Origin of the sequence: Streptomyces sp. NBC_00820 (genome assembly GCF_036347055.1) — a bacterium.
GTDB lineage: Bacteria > Actinomycetota > Actinomycetes > Streptomycetales > Streptomycetaceae > Streptomyces.
The window spans coordinates 7,753,664-7,770,176 of the sequence record NZ_CP108882.1 but is presented as its reverse complement, the minus strand read 5'-3'; the positions used below and the strand labels follow the sequence as shown (position 1 = coordinate 7,770,176).

At 71.6% G+C, this 16,513-nt stretch carries 12 protein-coding genes; 4 read left to right on the top strand and 8 right to left on the bottom strand.

The features are described 5' to 3' along the window. Positions 1-63: 63 nt before the first annotated feature. Genes rhaS through OIB37_RS34625 form a run of 4 tightly spaced genes read right to left on the bottom strand, consistent with a single transcriptional unit; the run spans position 64 to position 4,749 of the window. Positions 64-1,149, bottom strand: coding sequence for a rhamnose ABC transporter substrate-binding protein (rhaS, locus tag OIB37_RS34640; RefSeq protein WP_330461563.1), 1,086 nt, complete (start codon positions 1,147-1,149; stop codon positions 64-66). Between the two features lie 15 nt (positions 1,150-1,164). Continuing rightward, a complete protein-coding gene (locus OIB37_RS34635) occupies positions 1,165-2,205 on the bottom strand; it encodes an ABC transporter permease (RefSeq protein ID WP_330461562.1) in 1,041 nt (346 codons plus the stop codon). After that, positions 2,198-3,256, bottom strand: coding sequence for an ABC transporter permease (locus OIB37_RS34630; RefSeq protein WP_330461561.1), 1,059 nt, complete (start codon positions 3,254-3,256; stop codon positions 2,198-2,200). Before OIB37_RS34630 ends, OIB37_RS34635 begins: the two co-directional genes overlap by 8 nt. Next, the gene (locus OIB37_RS34625; RefSeq protein WP_330461560.1) at positions 3,253-4,749 is read right to left on the bottom strand and encodes a sugar ABC transporter ATP-binding protein; all 1,497 of its coding nucleotides are present in this window, start codon (positions 4,747-4,749) and stop codon (positions 3,253-3,255) included. The genes OIB37_RS34630 and OIB37_RS34625 overlap by 4 nt, the downstream gene beginning before the upstream one ends. A gap of 200 nt (positions 4,750-4,949) precedes the next feature. Here OIB37_RS34625 and OIB37_RS34620 point away from each other — a divergent pair, with 200 nt between their 5' ends. Genes OIB37_RS34620 through OIB37_RS34605 form a run of 4 tightly spaced genes read left to right on the top strand, consistent with a single transcriptional unit; the run spans position 4,950 to position 12,891 of the window. Further along, a complete protein-coding gene (locus tag OIB37_RS34620; RefSeq protein ID WP_330461559.1) occupies positions 4,950-8,150 on the top strand; it encodes an alpha-L-rhamnosidase in 3,201 nt (1,066 codons plus the stop codon). 33 nt (positions 8,151-8,183) lie between these two features. Next, on the top strand, positions 8,184-9,383 hold the full coding sequence (rhaI, locus tag OIB37_RS34615; protein ID WP_330461558.1) for an L-rhamnose isomerase: 1,200 nt from the start codon (positions 8,184-8,186) through the stop codon (positions 9,381-9,383). A gap of 5 nt (positions 9,384-9,388) precedes the next feature. Then, complete coding sequence (locus tag OIB37_RS34610; protein WP_330462080.1) at positions 9,389-11,425, top strand: bifunctional aldolase/short-chain dehydrogenase; 2,037 nt, start codon at positions 9,389-9,391, stop codon at positions 11,423-11,425. Further along, positions 11,422-12,891, top strand: a complete 1,470-nt coding sequence (locus tag OIB37_RS34605; protein WP_330461557.1) for a rhamnulokinase — start codon at positions 11,422-11,424, stop codon at positions 12,889-12,891. Before OIB37_RS34610 ends, OIB37_RS34605 begins: the two co-directional genes overlap by 4 nt. 53 nt (positions 12,892-12,944) lie before the next feature. Here the strand turns inward: OIB37_RS34605 and OIB37_RS34600 are convergent, their stop codons facing one another. The 4 genes from OIB37_RS34600 to OIB37_RS34585 all read right to left on the bottom strand — a co-directional run bounded on the left by OIB37_RS34600 (position 12,945) and on the right by OIB37_RS34585 (position 16,501). Continuing rightward, positions 12,945-13,244, bottom strand: coding sequence for a hypothetical protein (locus OIB37_RS34600; RefSeq protein ID WP_330461556.1), 300 nt, complete (start codon positions 13,242-13,244; stop codon positions 12,945-12,947). A 103-nt stretch (positions 13,245-13,347) separates the two neighbouring features. Next, positions 13,348-14,751, bottom strand: coding sequence for a M20/M25/M40 family metallo-hydrolase (locus OIB37_RS34595; protein ID WP_330461555.1), 1,404 nt, complete (start codon positions 14,749-14,751; stop codon positions 13,348-13,350). Between the two features lie 276 nt (positions 14,752-15,027). After that, positions 15,028-15,843 carry an SAM-dependent methyltransferase gene (locus tag OIB37_RS34590; protein WP_330461554.1) on the bottom strand — a complete coding sequence of 272 codons (816 nt, stop codon included), beginning with the start codon at positions 15,841-15,843 and terminating at the stop codon, positions 15,028-15,030. Positions 15,844-16,081: 238 nt separating this feature from the next. Further along, positions 16,082-16,501, bottom strand: coding sequence for a (2Fe-2S) ferredoxin domain-containing protein (locus OIB37_RS34585; RefSeq protein ID WP_330461553.1), 420 nt, complete (start codon positions 16,499-16,501; stop codon positions 16,082-16,084). Positions 16,502-16,513 lie beyond the last annotated feature (12 nt).

The following is a 16,513-nucleotide window of genomic DNA, read 5'->3' as shown; positions in this document are numbered from 1 at the left end:
CGCGTCCCAGCCTATGCCGGGCGCGGGACACCGCTCCTGGCCACGGCCAGGATGCGCACCTGGTCAGAACTTGTACCGGTCGATGGTGTCCTTGTCGAAGACGGTGGGCTCGCCGAGGTCGATGACACCCTTGTCGCCGATGGTGAAGCTGCCGAGGTCGCCGGCCTTGAACGTCTCGCCCCGCTGACCGGTGATCTGTCCGGAGGAGAGGGCGACGGCGGCGTGCGCGGCGAGGGCGCCGAGCTTGGCGGGGTCCCAGAGTTCGAAGGCGTCGACGGTGCCGTTCTTGACGTACTGGCGCATGTCGTTGGGGGTGCCGAGGCCGGTCAGCCTCACCTTGCCCTTGTACTTGGAGCCGGACAGGTACTGGGCGGCGGCCTTGATGCCGACGGTGGTCGGGGAGATGATCCCGGCCAGCTTCGGGTACTCCTGGAGGAGGCCCTGGGTCTGCTGGAAGGACTGCTGGGCGTCGTCGTTGCCGTAGGCGGTCTTGACCAGCTTCATGTTCTTGTACTTGGGCTTCGCGAGTTCGTCCCGCATGAACCCGATCCAGGTGTTCTGGTTGGTGGCGGTCTGCGCGGCGGAGAGGATCGCGATCTCTCCCTTGTATCCGAGCTGCTTGCCGAGGAGTTGGACCTCGGAGCGGCCGAGGGCTTCGGCGCTCGCCTGGGAGACGAAGACGTCGCGGCAGCCGGCGTCGGTGTCGGAGTCGTAGGTGACGACCTTGATGCCGTTCTTCATGGCCTGCTTGAGGGCGGTGCACAGGGCGCCGGGGTCCTGGGCGGAGACGGCGATGCCGTCGACCTGCTGCTGGGTGAGGGTGTTGACGTAGGAGACCTGGCCGGAGGTGTCGGTGGCGCTGTTGGTGCCGGTCTCCTTGAAGGAGGAGCCCAGCTCCTTGAGGGCCTGTTCGCCGCCCTTGTCGGCGACCGTGAAATAGGGGTTGTTGACCTGCTTGGGCAGGAAGGCGACGGTGAGGCCCTTCTTGACGGGGGCGTTCGGATCGGCCTTGCCGTGCGCGGCCTTCGCGCCGCCGTCGTCGTCCTTGGCGGAGTTCTTGGTGGTGCCCCCGCAGGCGGTGGCGGTGAGGGTGAGCGAGATGACGGCGGCGAGTGCCGCACACACCTGGCGGATTCGGGGAGTGGACATCGCGGGTGGGTCCCTTCAGGAGGCGCGCGGGAGGACGGTGGCGGCGGCTCTGCGGCCGGCCCGGGCGACGGCGGTACGACGTGCGAGGCGCGGCCCCAGCACGGATACGACGAGGAGGACGCCGGTGACGACGATCTGCGACTGTGCGGAGACGTCGAGCAGGCTCATCACGTTCTGCAGGGCGCCGAGCAGGAAGACCCCGGCGACGGCGCCGCCCAGGGTGCCTCGGCCGCCGTCGAAGTCGATGCCGCCGAGCAGCACGGCGGCGACGACGGAGAGTTCGAGCCCGGTGGCGTTGTCGTAGCGGGCGCTGGCGTAGTGCAGGGCCCAGAAGATCCCGGTGGCCGATGCCATGAGGCCGGTGGCGGTGAACAGCCACAGCTTCTGCCGTTTCACGCGTATGCCGGCGAACCGCGCGGCCTCCTCGCCTGCGCCGATGGCGAAGAGGGACCGGCCGAAGGGAGTGGCGTGCAGGGCGACGACGGCGATCGCGAGGAGGGCGAGGAAGGGCGGCAGGGCGTACGGGACGAAGGTGTCGCCGATGCGGCCCGCGGCGAAGTCGAGGTACTGGGCGGGGAAGTCGGTGACCGCGTCGGAGCCGAGGACGATCTGGGCGATGCCCCGGTAGGCGGCCATGGTGCCGATGGTGACGGCCAGGGACGGCAGGCCGAGGCGGGTCACCAGGAGCCCGTTGACCAGTCCGCAGACAGCTCCCAGCAGGAGGCAGAGCGGGATGATCGTCTCGATGGCCATCCCGGCGTTCCACAGGGCGCCCATCACCGCGCCGGACAGTCCCGCGGTGGAGGCGACCGAGAGGTCGATCTCGCCGGACACCACGAGCAGCGTCATGGGCAGGGCGATCAGCGCGGTGGGCAGGGTGTTGCCGATCAGGAACGACAGGTTGAGGGCGTTGCCGAAGCCGTCCACGAAGGAGAAGGACAGCAGGAGCAGGACGAGCAGGAGGGCGCCGACGACCGTGTCCCAGCGGACGGCGCGCAGCAGGGGCGGGGGTGTGCCGGCCACGGCGGGGTTCCTCCGGTTCGACGTGTCAGCCATGGCGGGCGTCCCTCCGGTTCGACGCGGACCTCTTCTTCAGGGAGCGGGCGACGCGCAGGGCGACGATCTGGTCGACGGCGATGGCGAGGACCAGCAGGACGCCGTTGACGGCCAGGACCCACACGGAGCTGACGCCTAGGGCGGGAAGCACGCCGTTGACGGAGGTGAGGAGCAGCGCGCCGAGGGCCGCGCCGTAGAGGCTGCCGGACCCGCCGGTGAAGGCGACGCCGCCGACGACCACGGCGCTGACGACGGTGAGTTCGTAGCCGCTGCCGGTGGAGCTGTCGACGTTGCCGAAGCGGGCCAGGTAGAGGGCGCCGGCGAGTCCGGTGAGGGCGCCGCAGGCGGTGTAGGCGGCGAGGACGCGGCGGCGTACGGGGATGCCGGCGAGGCGTGCCGCCTCCGGGTTGGAGCCGAGGGCGTACAGTTCACGGCCGCCGCTGTAATGGCGCAGGTAGGAGGCGGTGGCGACGAGCACGGCGAGGGCGATCAGGGCGAGGTAGGGGACGGCGCCGATGCCGCCGGAGCCGAAGTCGACGAAGCCGCCGGGCAGGTCGGACGCGGTGATCTGGCGGGAGCCGACCCAGATGGAGTCGATGCCCCGGATGACGTAGAGGCTGCCGAGGGTGACGACGAGGGCCGGGACCTGGCCGAGGCTGACGAGGGCACCGTTCAGCAGGCCGCAGCCGACGCCGAGGGCGATCGCGAGCAGGACCGCGGCCGTGGGGCCGCCGCCCCCTTGGAGGTGGTCGCCGGCCGCGAAGGCGCTGAGCCCGAGCACGGAGCCGACGGACAGGTCCACGTTGCGGGTGATGACCACGAGTGCCTGGCCCGCGGCGACGAGGACCAGGATCGTGGCGTTGAGCAGGAGGTCCTTGACGCCCTGTGCGGACAGGAACTCCCGGTTCCCCGCCTGGGCGGTCGCGAGCATCACGAGAAGGACCAGGAGGATGGCGAGTTCGCGGAGCGCGAGGACGCGGTCGACGAGCCGGGCCGCGCCGGACTTTCGCGGGACGGCGGCGGGGGCGGAGGTGTGCTCGGTGACCGTCATGCCGCCCTCCCGGTGGCCGCCGCCAGCACGGACTCCTCGGTGGCGTCCGTGCGCGGGATCTCGGCGGTGAGCCGCCCTTCGTGCATGACGAGGACGCGGTCGGCCATGCCGAGGATCTCCGGCAGGTCGGAGGAGATCATCAGGACGGCGACGCCGTCGGCGGCGAGTCCGGAGAGCAGCCGGTGCACCTCGGCCTTGGTGCCGATGTCGATGCCGCGGGTGGGTTCGTCGACGATCAGCACCTCGGGCCCGGTGGCGAGCCATTTGGCGAGGACGACCTTCTGCTGGTTGCCGCCGGACAGGGTGCCCACGGCATCGGCGATGCGGGCGTACTTGACCTGGAGCCGGACCGCCCAGTCGAGGGCGCGGCTTCGTTCGGCGCGGCGGTCCATCAGTCCGGCCCGCGCGGTCGTACGGAGCCCGGTGAGGCCGATGTTGCGTTCGATGGACATGCCCGTGACGAGGCCCTGGGCGCGCCGGTCCTCGGGCACGAGGACGAGTCCGGCGGCCATGGCGGCGCTCGGGGCGCCGCCCTTCAGGGGTCTGCCGCAGACCTCGACCGATCCGGCGTCCCACCGGTCGACGCCGAACACGGCCCGCGCGACCTCGCTGCGGCCGGCGCCGACGAGGCCCGCGAGGCCCACGATCTCGCCGCGCCGCACGTCGAAGGAAACATCGGTGAAGACGCCCTCGCGCGTCAACCGCCGTACGCTGAGCGCGACTTCGCCGATCTCGGCCGGCCGCTTCGGGTACAGGTCGTCGAGGTCCCTGCCCACCATGCGGCGCACGAGATCGTCCTCGGTGAGTCCGTCGACGGGTTCGCTCGCGATCAGCCTGCCGTCGCGCAGGGTCGTGACGTGTCCGCAGAGCGCGAAGATCTCCTCCAGGCGGTGCGAGACGAACAGGATCGCGCAGCCCTGCTCGCGCAGTGTGCGCACGACGCCGAAGAGACGGGCCGCTTCGCTGCCGGTGAGGGCGGCGGTGGGCTCGTCCATGATGAGGACGCGGGCGTCGAAGGAGAGCGCCTTGGCTATGTCGACGAGCTGCTGGTCGGCGATGGACAGGCCGCGCGCGGGCTGTTCGGGGTCGAGGTCCACGGCGAGGCGGGTGAACAGGTCCCTGGCGGCGGCGTTCGCGGCCTTGTGGTCGACGCGCCGCAAGGAGCGGCGGGGCTGGCGGCCCATGAAGATGTTCTCGGCGACGGACAGGTCGGGGAAGAGTGCCGGCTCCTGGTAGATGACGGCCACTCCGGCGTCGCGGGCGTCGGCCGGGCCGTGGAAGTCGACCGGCTCGCCGTGGAGCAACAGGCCACCGGTGTCGGGGCGGTGGACCCCTGCGAGGGTCTTGATGAGGGTGGACTTTCCGGCACCGTTCTCGCCCGCGAGGGCGTGGGCCTGACCGGCGTGCAGCTCCAGGGAGACGTCGTGGAGTGCGCGCACGGCACCGAAGGACTTGCTCAGGCCCTGCACGGCCAGGACGGGGGGCTCTGGCATGGGTCACACCGATCGGTCGTGAAAGGTTTCAGTCAACGTCCAGGGAAGCTAAGGCAGCGCCAACTACCGAGTCAATGGGCGCGACTTGGAATTGTTGTGGACGCCCGGAGACTGCCCCCTACCTCTTGACGGACCGTGTTCACACCCCTAGCTTCGCCTTCCGTGAAACGATTCATTGCCGAGTCGTTACGGAGCCGACTGTGATCAGCAGAAGACAGCTGCTAGGCACCACCGCCAGTACCGCCCTCGTGACCGCCGTGGGCACCGGGGCCGCGACCGGCGCCGCCGCCGCACCGGCGGCCCCGCACGCCAGGAGCCTGCCCCTACGGGTCTCCCGGCCGACCGTGGAGTACGTGAGCCACCCTCTGGGACTCGACGCGCCCCGCCCCAGGCTGAGTTGGCCGCTGGCACCTCAGGGGGAGGTCCAGGCGCAGAGCGCCTATCAGGTCCGGGTGGCCACCGCGCCCGGCCGCCTGGACCGTCCGGACGTGTGGGACAGCGGCAAGGTCGTGTCCGGGGATTCGGTTCTGGTCCCTTACGCGGGGCCGGAGTTGAGGGCGCGGACGCGCTACCACTGGCAGGTCCGGGTCTGGGACTCCGCGGGCCGCGCCGGCGAGTGGAGCGAGCCCTCCTGGTGGGAGACGGGCCTGCCCGCGGGCTCCGACTGGGCGGCGCGGTGGATCTCCGCCCCCGCCGCTCTGGTCGGGGCGCCCTCGCTGGAGGGCGCGTCCTGGATCTGGTTCCCCGAGGGAGATCCCGCGAGCAGCGCACCCGCGGCGACCCGCTGGTTCCGCGGCCGCGTCGAGGTTCCGGCGGGGGTGACCAGGGCCCGCCTGGTGATGACCGCCGACGACGGGTTCACCGCCTACGCGAACGGCGAGTTGCTCGCCCACGTCGAACCGGACGGCCCGGCGGACAACTGGCGGCGCCCCGTCGTGGTGGAGTCCCGTCTGGAGCCGGGGACCACGGTGATCGCCGTCGCGGCGACCAACGCGACGCAGGGCCCGGCGGGTCTCCTCGGCCTGGTCGAACTGACCACCCCGGACGGCGTGCGCACCGTCGCGACCGACGGTTCCTGGAAGGCCGTCGACAAGGAGCCCTCGGGCGAGTGGAGTTCGGCCGGCTACGACGACGGCTCGTGGGCGTCGGCCAAGGTGCTCGCCCCGTGGGGCGGGGGCCCCTGGGGCAAGGTGGTGGCCGCCTACTCCCCCGCCGCGCAGTTGCGCCACGGATTCCGGATCCCGGCGGGGAAGAAGGTCGCCCGCGCACGCCTTTACTCGTCGGCGCTCGGCCTCTACGAGGCCCGTCTCAACGGCGCACTGGTGAGCGAGGACCGGCTCGCGCCGGGCTGGACCGACTACCGCAAGCGGGTCCAGTACCAGACGTACGACGTGACGCAGTGGCTCACGCCGGGCGCGAACGCGCTCGCGGTGACCCTCGCGGCAGGCTGGTACGCGGGCAACATCGCCTGGTTCGGGCCGCATCAGTACGGTGACCGACCGGCTTTCATCGGCCAGTTGGAGGTGACGTACACCGACGGCTCGACGGACCGCGTGCTGTCCGGCACCGACTGGCGTGCGGCGACCGGACCGGTCACGAGCGCCGACATGATGTCGGGCGAGGACTACGACGCCCGCCGCGAGACGGCGGGCTGGACCGGGGCCGGCTTCGACGACTCCGCCTGGACGCCCGTCGAGGAGCTCCGGAAGGCGGCGCCCCCGCTGGTCGCCCAGGTCGACGCGCCCGTCCGCGTGGAACGGGACATCGCCGCCAAGAAGGTGACCGAACCCCGGCCCGGCGTCTTCGTCTTCGACCTGGGCCAGAACATGGTGGGCGTGGTCCGCCTGCGCGTCCGGGGTACGGCGGGCACCTCCGTACGGCTGCGGCACGCGGAGGTGCTGAACCCCGACGGGACGATCTACACCGCCAACCTGCGGACCGCGCGCGCCACGGACACGTACACCCTCAAGGGAGGCGGCACCGAGACCTTCGAGCCGCGTTTCACCTCCCACGGGTTCCGCTACGTCGAGGTCACCGGCTACCCGGGCACGCCTGCGCTCGACGCGGTCACCGGGCGCGTGATCCACACGTCCGCCCCGTTCACGATGGACTTCAAGACCGACGTACCCATGCTCAACCAGCTCTACAACAACATCACTTGGGGACAGCGCGGCAACTTCGTCTCGGTGCCCACGGACACCCCGGCACGCGACGAACGGCTCGGCTGGACCGGTGACATCAGTGTCTTCTCGCCGACGGCCACCTACACCATGGAGTCGGCCCGCTTCCTCACCAAGTGGCTGGACGACCTGCGCGACGGGCAGGGGGCGGACGGCGCCTTCCCCAACGTGGCGCCGTTCATGGACACCGGCGCGGGGGTTGCGGGCTGGGGCGATGCCGGGGTGACCGTGCCGTGGGCGGTGTACCGGACGTACGGGGACGTACGGGTCCTGGAGCGGGCCTGGGCGTCGATGGTGAAGTGGCTCGACTACCTGAAGGCGCACAGCACCGGGTTCCTGCGGCCCGACGAGGGCTTCGGGGACTGGCTGAACGTCCAGGACGAGACCCCGAAGGAGGTCATCGGCACCGCGTACTTCGCGAACAGCGCCTCGCTGGTCGCGCAGGCGGCCGAGGCCCTGGGCAAGGATCCGGCGCCGCACCGGGCCCTCTTCGAGAGCGTCCGGAACGCCTTCCGGGGCGCCTACGTCACCGCCGGCGGACGCGTGAAGGGCGACACCCAGACGGCGTACGTCCTGGCCCTGTCCATGGATCTGCTCGCCGAGGCCGACCGCGCCCCCGCCGCCGACCGCCTGGTGGAACTGATCGAGGCCAGGGACTGGCATCTGTCGACCGGATTCCTCGGCACCCCGCGACTGCTGCCCGTGCTCACCGAGACCGGGCACACCGACGTCGCCTACCGGCTGCTGACCCAGCGCACGTACCCCAGTTGGGGCTACCAGATCGACCGGGGCGCCACCACGATGTGGGAGCGCTGGGACTCCATCAGGCCGGACGGCACCTTCCAGGACGCCGGCATGAACTCCTTCAACCACTACGCGTACGGCTCGGTCGGCGAGTGGATGTACGCCCACATCGCCGGAATCGCCCCTGCCGCGCCCGGCTTCCGGAAGATTCTCGTCCGGCCCCGTCCCGGCGGCGGAGTGACCGAGGCCCACGGCCGCTTCGACTCGGTGTACGGCCGTATCTCCACGGACTGGAAGGCGGACGCCGACGGCTTCCGCCTCACCGTGACCGTACCCCCCAACAGCACGGCCGAGGTGTGGATACCCGACGGCAGCCGGCCGGCCCACGTCGCCGGTGACACCGCCGTGTTCCTGCGCAGGGACGACGGCTGTGCCGTCTTCGCCGCGGGCTCGGGGACCCACCGCTTCTCCAGCTGACCCACCGGATCCATCCCCCAGAAGGGCTGCGCGATGACCGCCGGAACCAGTAAGGACGCCGCCGGGGCGAAATCCCTGTCACGGGACGCCGTGAAAGCGGCGCTGAGCACCCAGTCCGTCGAGACCCCGTCCTGGGCGTACGCCAACTCCGGTACGCGCTTCAAGGTGTTCGCGCAGCCCGGTGTCCCCCGTACCCCCTTCGAGAAGCTGGACGACGCCGCCCAGGTGCACGCACACACCGGGGTGGCGCCGACCGTCGCCCTGCACATCCCGTGGGACCGCGTCGACGACTACGGGGCGCTGGCCGCCCACGCGCGCGAGCGCGGCCTGCGGATCGGCACGATCAACTCCAACGTGTTCCAGGACGACGACTACAAGCTGGGCTCGGTCACCAACCCGGACCCGGCGGTGCGCCGCAAGGCCGTACGGCATCTCCTCGACTGCGTCGACATCATGGAGGCGACCGGGTCCAGGGACTTGAAGCTCTGGTTCTCCGACGGCACCAACTACCCCGGCCAGGACGACCTGCGCGACCGTCAGGACCGGCTCGCCGAAGCGCTGCGCACGGTCTACGACCGCCTGGGCGACGGCCATCGGATGCTGCTGGAGTACAAGCTCTTCGAGCCCGCCTTCTACGCGACCGACGTGCCCGACTGGGGCACGGCCTACGCCCACTGCCTCAAACTCGGCCCCAAGGCGCAGGTGGTGGTGGACACCGGCCACCACGCGCCCGGCACCAACATCGAGTTCATCGTCGCGACGCTGCTGCGCGAGGGAAAGCTCGGCGGCTTCGACTTCAACTCCCGCTTCTACGCGGACGACGACCTGATGGCCGGCGCCGCCGACCCCTTCCAGCTGTTCCGCATCATGTACGAGGTGGTGCGCGGCGGCGGGTTCACCCCGGACGTGGCGTTCATGCTCGACCAGTGCCACAACATCGAGGCGAAGATCCCCGCGATCATCCGCTCGGTGATGAACGTCCAGGAGGCCACCGCAAAGGCGCTCCTGGTCGACGCCGAGGCCCTGGGCGACGCCCAGCGCGGCGGGGACGTACTGGCGGCCAACGGCGTCCTGATGGACGCGTTCAGCACGGACGTACGACCGCTGCTCGCCGAGGTGCGCGAGGAGGCGGGGCTCGACGCCGATCCGATGGCGGCGTACCGGCGTTCGGGCTGGATGGAGCGGATCGTCAAGGAGCGGGCCGGCGGCGAGCAGGCGGGGTGGGGCGCGTGAGCGGCATGACGGAGCAGCATCCGGCGGTGGCCGAACTCCTGGAGCGCGCACACCGGCTCGGCGCCGATCCGCGCAACACCAACTACGCGGGCGGCAACGCCTCCGCGAAGGGTACGGCCCCCGACCCGGTGACCGGCGCCGGCATCGAGCTGATGTGGGTCAAGGGCTCGGGCGGCGACCTCGGCACCCTCACGGCCGAGGGTCTGGCCGTCCTGCGCCTGGACCGGCTGCGGGCGCTCGCCGACGTCTATCCGGGGGTGGCGCGCGAGGACGAGATGGTCGCGGCCTTCGACTTCTGCCTGCACGGCAAGGGCGGTGCGGCACCGTCCATCGACACCGCGATGCACGCCCTGGTGGACGCGGCCCATGTCGACCATCTGCACCCGGATTCCGGTATCGCGCTCGCCTGCGCGGCGGACGGCGAGAAGCTGACCGCCGAGTGCTTCGGCGACCAAGTGGTGTGGGTGCCGTGGCGGCGGCCCGGATTCCAGCTCGGCCTCGACATCGCCGCGGTCAAGGAGGCCAACCCGCAGGCGATCGGGGTGATCCTCGGCGGCCATGGCATCACCGCCTGGGGCGCCACCTCCGCGGAGTGCGAGCGCAACGCCCTGCACATCATCCGCACCGCGGAGGACTTCATCGCCGCACGCGGAAAGGCCGAGCCGTTCGGTCCCCTCCTCGCCGGGTACGGCCCCCTGGAACCGGCCGCGCGCCGGGAGCGGGCGGCCGCGCTGGCCCCCACGGTCCGCGCGCTCGCCTCCCAGGACCGGGGGCAGGTGGGCCACTTCGACGACTCGGCCGAGGTTCTCGACTTCCTGTCCCGCGCCGAACACCCGAGGCTCGCGGCGCTCGGCACCTCGTGCCCGGACCACTTCCTGCGTACGAAGGTGCGCCCGCTCGTCCTCGACCTGCCGCCGACGGCGCCGCTCGACGAGGTGCGGGCACGCCTGCGGGAGCTGCACGCCGCCTACCGGGAGGAGTACGCCGCCTACTACGAGCGGCACGCCGGCCCGGACTCCCCCGCGATGCGCGGCGCCGACCCGGCGATCGTCCTGGTCCCGGGCGTCGGGATGTTCTCCTTCGGCAAGGACAAGCAGACGGCCCGGGTCGCGGGCGAGTTCTACCTCAACGCCGTCAACGTGATGCGCGGGGCCGAGGCCGTGTCGTCGTACGCCCCCATCGAGGAGCGGGAGAAGTTCCGGATCGAGTACTGGGAGCTGGAGGAGGCCAAGCTGCGGCGGATGCCGAAGCCCAGGCCGCTGGCCACCCGGATCGCGCTGGTGACAGGCGCGGGTTCCGGTATCGGGCGGGCGATCGCGCATAGGCTGTCCGCCGAGGGCGCGTGCGTGGTGGTGGCCGACATCAAGGGTGCGGCCGCGGTGGCCGAGGAACTGGGCGGCCCCGACAAGGCGGTCCCCGTCGCGATGGACGTGACGAGCGAGGAACAGATAGCCGACGCCTTCCGGCGGGCGGTGCTCGCCTTCGGCGGTGTGGACCTGGTCGTCAACAGCGCCGGGATCTCCGTGTCCAAGCCGCTGCTCGACACGACCGCGAAGGACTGGGACCTCCAGCACGACATCATGGCCCGCGGCTCCTTCCTGGTCTCCCGCGAGGCGGCCCGGGTGATGACCGAGCAGGGCCTGGGCGGCGACATCGTCTACATCACCTCCAAGAACGCCGTCTTCGCGGGCCCGAACAACATCGCCTACTCCGCGGCCAAGGCCGACCAGGCCCACCAAGTGCGTCTACTGGCAGCCGAGTTGGGGGAACACGGCATACGGGTCAACGGCGTCAACCCGGACGGTGTGGTGCGCGGGTCCGGAATCTTCGCCGGCGGCTGGGGAGCCCAGCGTGCGGCGACGTACGGCATCGAGGAGGAGAAGCTCGGCGAGTTCTACGCCCGGCGCACCCTCCTCAAGCGCGAGGTGCTGCCCGAGCACGTGGCGAACGCGGTGTTCGCCCTGACCGGCGGGGACCTCACCCACACGACCGGCGCGCACATTCCGGTCGACGCGGGCGTGGCGGCCGCGTTCCTGCGATGAGCACCGGGAGCGAGGCGCACGCGTTCGCCGCCGTCGACCTCGGCGCGTCCAGCGGCCGGGTGATGGTCGGCCGGGCCGGCCACGGCACGCTCCTGCTCACCGAGGCGCACCGCTTCCCGAACCGGCCGGTGCGGCTGCCCGGCGCCCTGCACTGGGACGTCCTCGGCCTGTACACCGGGGTCCTCGACGGGCTGCGGGCCGCCGGGCGAATGGCGCCCCTGACCTCGGTCGGCATCGACTCCTGGGCGGTCGACCACGGTCTGCTCGACGCCGACGGGGCGCTGCTCGGCAACCCGGTGCACTACCGGGACGCCCGCACGGAGGGCGTCGCCGAACAGGTGTGGGCGAAGGTTCCGGCGCCGGAGCTGTATGCGCGAACGGGGCTCCAGTACGCCCCGTTCAACACCCTCTATCAGCTCGTCGCCGCCCGGGACAGCGCCCAACTGAAGCTGGCGCGGCAGTTGTTGCTGATCCCGGACCTGCTGACGTACTGGCTGACGGGCACGCGCGGCACCGAGCTCACCAACGCCTCCACCACCCAGCTGATCGACCCGCGCACCCGCACCTGGTCCACGGAGCTGGCGGAACGGCTCGGCATCGATCTGGCGCTCTTCCCGCCGCTGCGTCACCCGGGGAGCCCAGCCGGCCGGCTGCTGCCCGCCGTCCTGGAGGAGACCGGGTTGCGTGGCCCGGTGCCCCTCACCACGGTCGGCTCGCACGACACGGCCTCCGCCGTGGCCGCGGTGCCGGCCTCCGCCGGGGAACGGTTCGCCTACGTCTGTACCGGCACCTGGTCCCTCGTGGGGCTCGAACTCGACGCCCCCGTCCTCACCGAGGCCAGCCGCCGGGCCAACTTCACCAACGAGCTGGGCCTGGACGGCACCGTTCGCTATCTGCGCAACATCATGGGCCTCTGGCTCCTCCAGGAGTGCCTGCGCTCCTGGGGCGAGCCGGACCTCGGCCGCCTCCTCGCGCAATCAGCGGTGTCGGAGCCGCTGAGGTCGGTCGTGGACGCGGGCGACGCGGGCTTCCTCAGCCCCGGTGACATGCCGCGACGCATCGCCGAGGCCTGCCGCGCCGGCGGGCAGCCCGTGCCGGAGGACCGGGCTGCCACCGTCCGCTGCGTCCTCGACTCGCTGGCCCTCGCCCACTGCCGGGCGATCGCCGACGCCCAGCGTCTGTCCGGACGCGCGGTGGACGTCGTGCACCTCGTCGGTGGCGGCGCGCGCAACGAGCTGCTGTGCCAACTGACCGCCGACGCCTGCGGGTTGCCTGTCGTCGCCGGTCCCACCGAGGCGGCCGCGCTCGGCAACGTACTCGTACAGGCCCGCGCACACGGCGACGTGGGCGACTCGCTCCCCGAGATGCGCGCCCTCGTGGCCCGCACCCAGCCACTGAGACACTACGCACCACGCGGCACCCCCGACCCCTGGCGAGCGGCCGAACGACGTCTCCGCACGGCCTGACCCCACAGGCGGGACGGGCGCATCGCCGTCCGGGCAACTCGTGTGTACCCCTGCTAGCGGCGAGCCAGCTCCTCCTCGAGCACGGCCGGCCAGTCTTCGTTCGCCAACCCGCCGGCCACGAGCAGATCGCGCCAGTCCTCCCGGGCGAGGCGGACCGCCGAACGGAACTTGTCGACGTCACCGGCGGCGATCACCAGGGCCGCGGTCAGGAGGCGTTCCGGGCTCTGCAGCGAGCTTTCGAGCTCGCCCGCCAGCTTCCGAAGCGCTCCCTCGACTCCTCGCGCGGCGCCGGCATCCGGAAAGTCGCGCCCGATCCTCGCGCGCAGACGATCAGTGATCGGCTCCTCGGCCATACCATCCCCCTGCTCATCCGGAGGGCGTCACGTGTGACGCCCAGGTCTCGGGGGGTGTCGCCCCCGAACACGGCACGCACACCGCCGCGTTGCCCTTGCATGCCTAGCTCTGCGGGGCGGGAAACGCCACCGGGCTCCGCGCGCCCGCCCGGTTCACCGCTCGCACGCCGAAGAAGACGTTGTCCTTGGAGAGATCGACCTCGTACGACGTCACGTCGCCGACCGGGATGACATGGGTCCATTCGGGAGCCGTGGTCTCGCGCCACACCAACTCGTAGCCGGCGAGGTCCGGTTCGGTGCCCCGGTTCCATCGGAGCTGGGTGGAGTTGGTCAGCGCGGAGGTGACGATCTTCGCGGCGTTCGGTACCGCCGGCGCCTGGGCCAGTGTCCACAGGGCCGCCGCGTTGACCTTCGCGACCCGTGCCACGAAGGGGAAGTCGCAGAACTCCGGCAGGTCGCCGAGCTGCCGGCCGTCCTCGGCGACGCGCACGTCCTGGTGCTGGTGGGCGAAGTCCTCCGCCGGTTCGGTGAAGCGGGCGGCGGGCCAGCCGCGTTCGAGGAACGGGATGTGGTCGCCGCCCCGGAGGTAGCGGTCGCGGCGGTAGACGACGCGGACACGCATGCCGGTCGCGTCGTTCTCGGCGACGTCGCGGACGAAGCGTGCCAGCTGGCGCGAGGGGGAGTCGTTCTCGCCGCCCACCGAACGGCGGGTCGCGGCCTGTTCGGGGGTCTCCGAGCTGGGCACGCCCTCCGCGAACAGCCGGATGGTGTACGGGTCCCGGGTGCCGTCGTCGGCCGTGCTGCTGCCCACGATGTCGTTGGTGAACATGCCCTGGACACCGACGCCGGCCGACTTGAAGCGCTCCGCCATGTACGTGGAGCCGTACAGACCCTGCTCCTCCCCCGCCACCGCCGCGAACACGATCGTCGACGCCGGGCGCCGCCGTGCCATCACCCGGGCCAGTTCCATGGCCACCGCGACACCCGAGGCGTCGTCGTCCGCGCCCGGCGCGTCCGAGGTGGCGTCCATGACGTCCGTGACCCGCGAGTCGTAGTGGCCCGAGACGACGTACACACGCTCCGGTGTGACCGATCCCCGCAGTGTGGCGACGACGTTGGTGATGCGGGTGGCGGTCGGGACGCGGTTGGCCGGCTCCTGGACGTACGACTGGAGTTCCACCGTCATCCGGCCGCTCGACTCCGCGGCGTACGCGCGCAGTTCGGATGCGATCCAGTCGCGCGCGGCGCCGATTCCGCGCACCGGGTCGTCCTGCGCCGAGAGTGTGTGCCGGGTACCGAAGGAGACCAGCTTGCGGACGGTGGCCTCGATGCGGTGGTGGTCGATCTCCTTGAGCAGGGAGCGCAGTTCACGAGAGGGCGGCTGAGCCGTCGCGGGCCGGCGCGGGCCGGGTCCCGCCTCCTCGGACGCCTCGGCCGGACGCCCCAGCGCCGCGGCTCCGGCACCCGCCGCCGTCGCGGTCAGGACCGTTCTCCTGCTGGGGCGCATGTGTCCTCCTGGGATGGACGCGAGCCGTGGTGCCGGACCCCAGCAATGGTTGTGTACGCGCCAACCCGCGGCAAGGGGGCATGGGCGGTCCGGACGCGGGCGGTATCCGGCCCGCCGGCAGGCCGGACACTGGCAGGTCGGATACCAGCAGGTCGGATACCAGCGGGTCGGATACCGGCAGGTCGGATACCGGCAGGTCTGATACCGGCAGGTCTGATACCGGCAGGTCTGATACCGGCAGGCCGGATGCCGCCTCGGAGAGCGACTCGGGCGCGGTTACGGCTTCCGGGCCAGGCCGCCGTGCTCGGCGACGACCTCCGCGGTGGACGCACCAGGCTCCGGACGCCACTGCGTGACCGAGACGACGCCGGGATCGACGAGCTCCAAGCCGTCGAAGAACCTGGTCATCTCCTCGACCGTGCGCAGGATGTACGGAGCGGCGCCGCTGCTGTTGTACGCGTCCTGGGCCTGCTCGAAGACCGGGTCGATGCCGCGTGAGCCGTCGTTGATCGACAGGTAGCTGCCCGACGGCAGGGCGTCCATCAGCCGGGTGACGATGGCGCGGGCCCGGTCGCCGTCGGGGACGTGCCCCAGGATGTTGCTGAGGACGAGCGCGGTGGGTCGGCTGAGGTCCAGCGTCCCGGCGGCGGCCTCGAGGATGCGGTCCGGGTCCGTCACGTCGGCGTCGATGTAGGCGGTCGCGCCCTCGCTGGAGGAGTACAGCAGGGCGCGTGCGTGAGCCAGGACCATCGGGTCCTTGTCGACGTAGACGATCCGCGTCTCGGGGGCGAGCCCCTGGGCGACCTCGTGGGTGTTCTGGGCCGTCGGCAGGCCCGTCCCGATGTCCAGGAACTGCCGGATGCCCGCCTCGGAGACGAGATACGCGATGTTGCGACGCAGGAAGGCACGGCTGCTGCGGGCGATCGTGACGATGCCGGGGAAGACTGCGGTGTACGCGTCGCCGGCCTTCTCGTCGACGGGGTAGTTGTCCTTGCCGCCGAGCCAGTAGTTCCAGATACGGGCGGAGTGCGGCACCGACGTGTCGATCGTGTCGCGCATCGCGCTTGCGGGCGTCGCCGCGGGGTCGCTCATGAGGGGTGTCCGTCTTTCAGCCGGGGCGTGGATCATTCATGCCACAACCTACGTCCGAACATCCGCCTCCCACCCACCAGTTCGAGTTTTCCGGGTGACCGGAACGGCCGGAGTGACCGGAGTGACCAGAACGGCCGGAGTGACCGGAGTGGCCGGGCACGGTGACGCGCGGTGGCGTCCCGCGCCGGCCCGGGTCACCCCGCGGACCGGCCATACTCCGGCCGACCCCACGACCGGCTCAACGCCCGTTACGGATGGCCGCACCGAGCCGCGGCGGTGGGAAGGCGTACAGATCGAGGATCGCCGGCAGGGGTGCCACACCCGGGCCGCCCGCGCGCACCCAGCCGATGACGTCCTCCGTCGCCTCGGGGTCGTTGACCAGCCCCAGCCAGACCGGACGGCCGCCCGCGGCCCGGCCGGCGGCGGAGGGCTGTACGACGATGACGTTGGCCTGGTCGCACGCGTCGAGGCAGTCGGAGACCCGCATGGGTACTTCGGCGCTCAGACGCGCGGTCTGCGCCGCGTGGTCGACGCCGGTCACCTTGGCACTGCCGCAGCAGCAGTCCCGGCACACGACCACCCGGCACGGCACCGGACCGGCACCTCGTGCGGCCGTCGCCTGCGTCGCTTCGGTCGCTTCCGTCGGCGTTTCGGGCATGCCCGACCACCC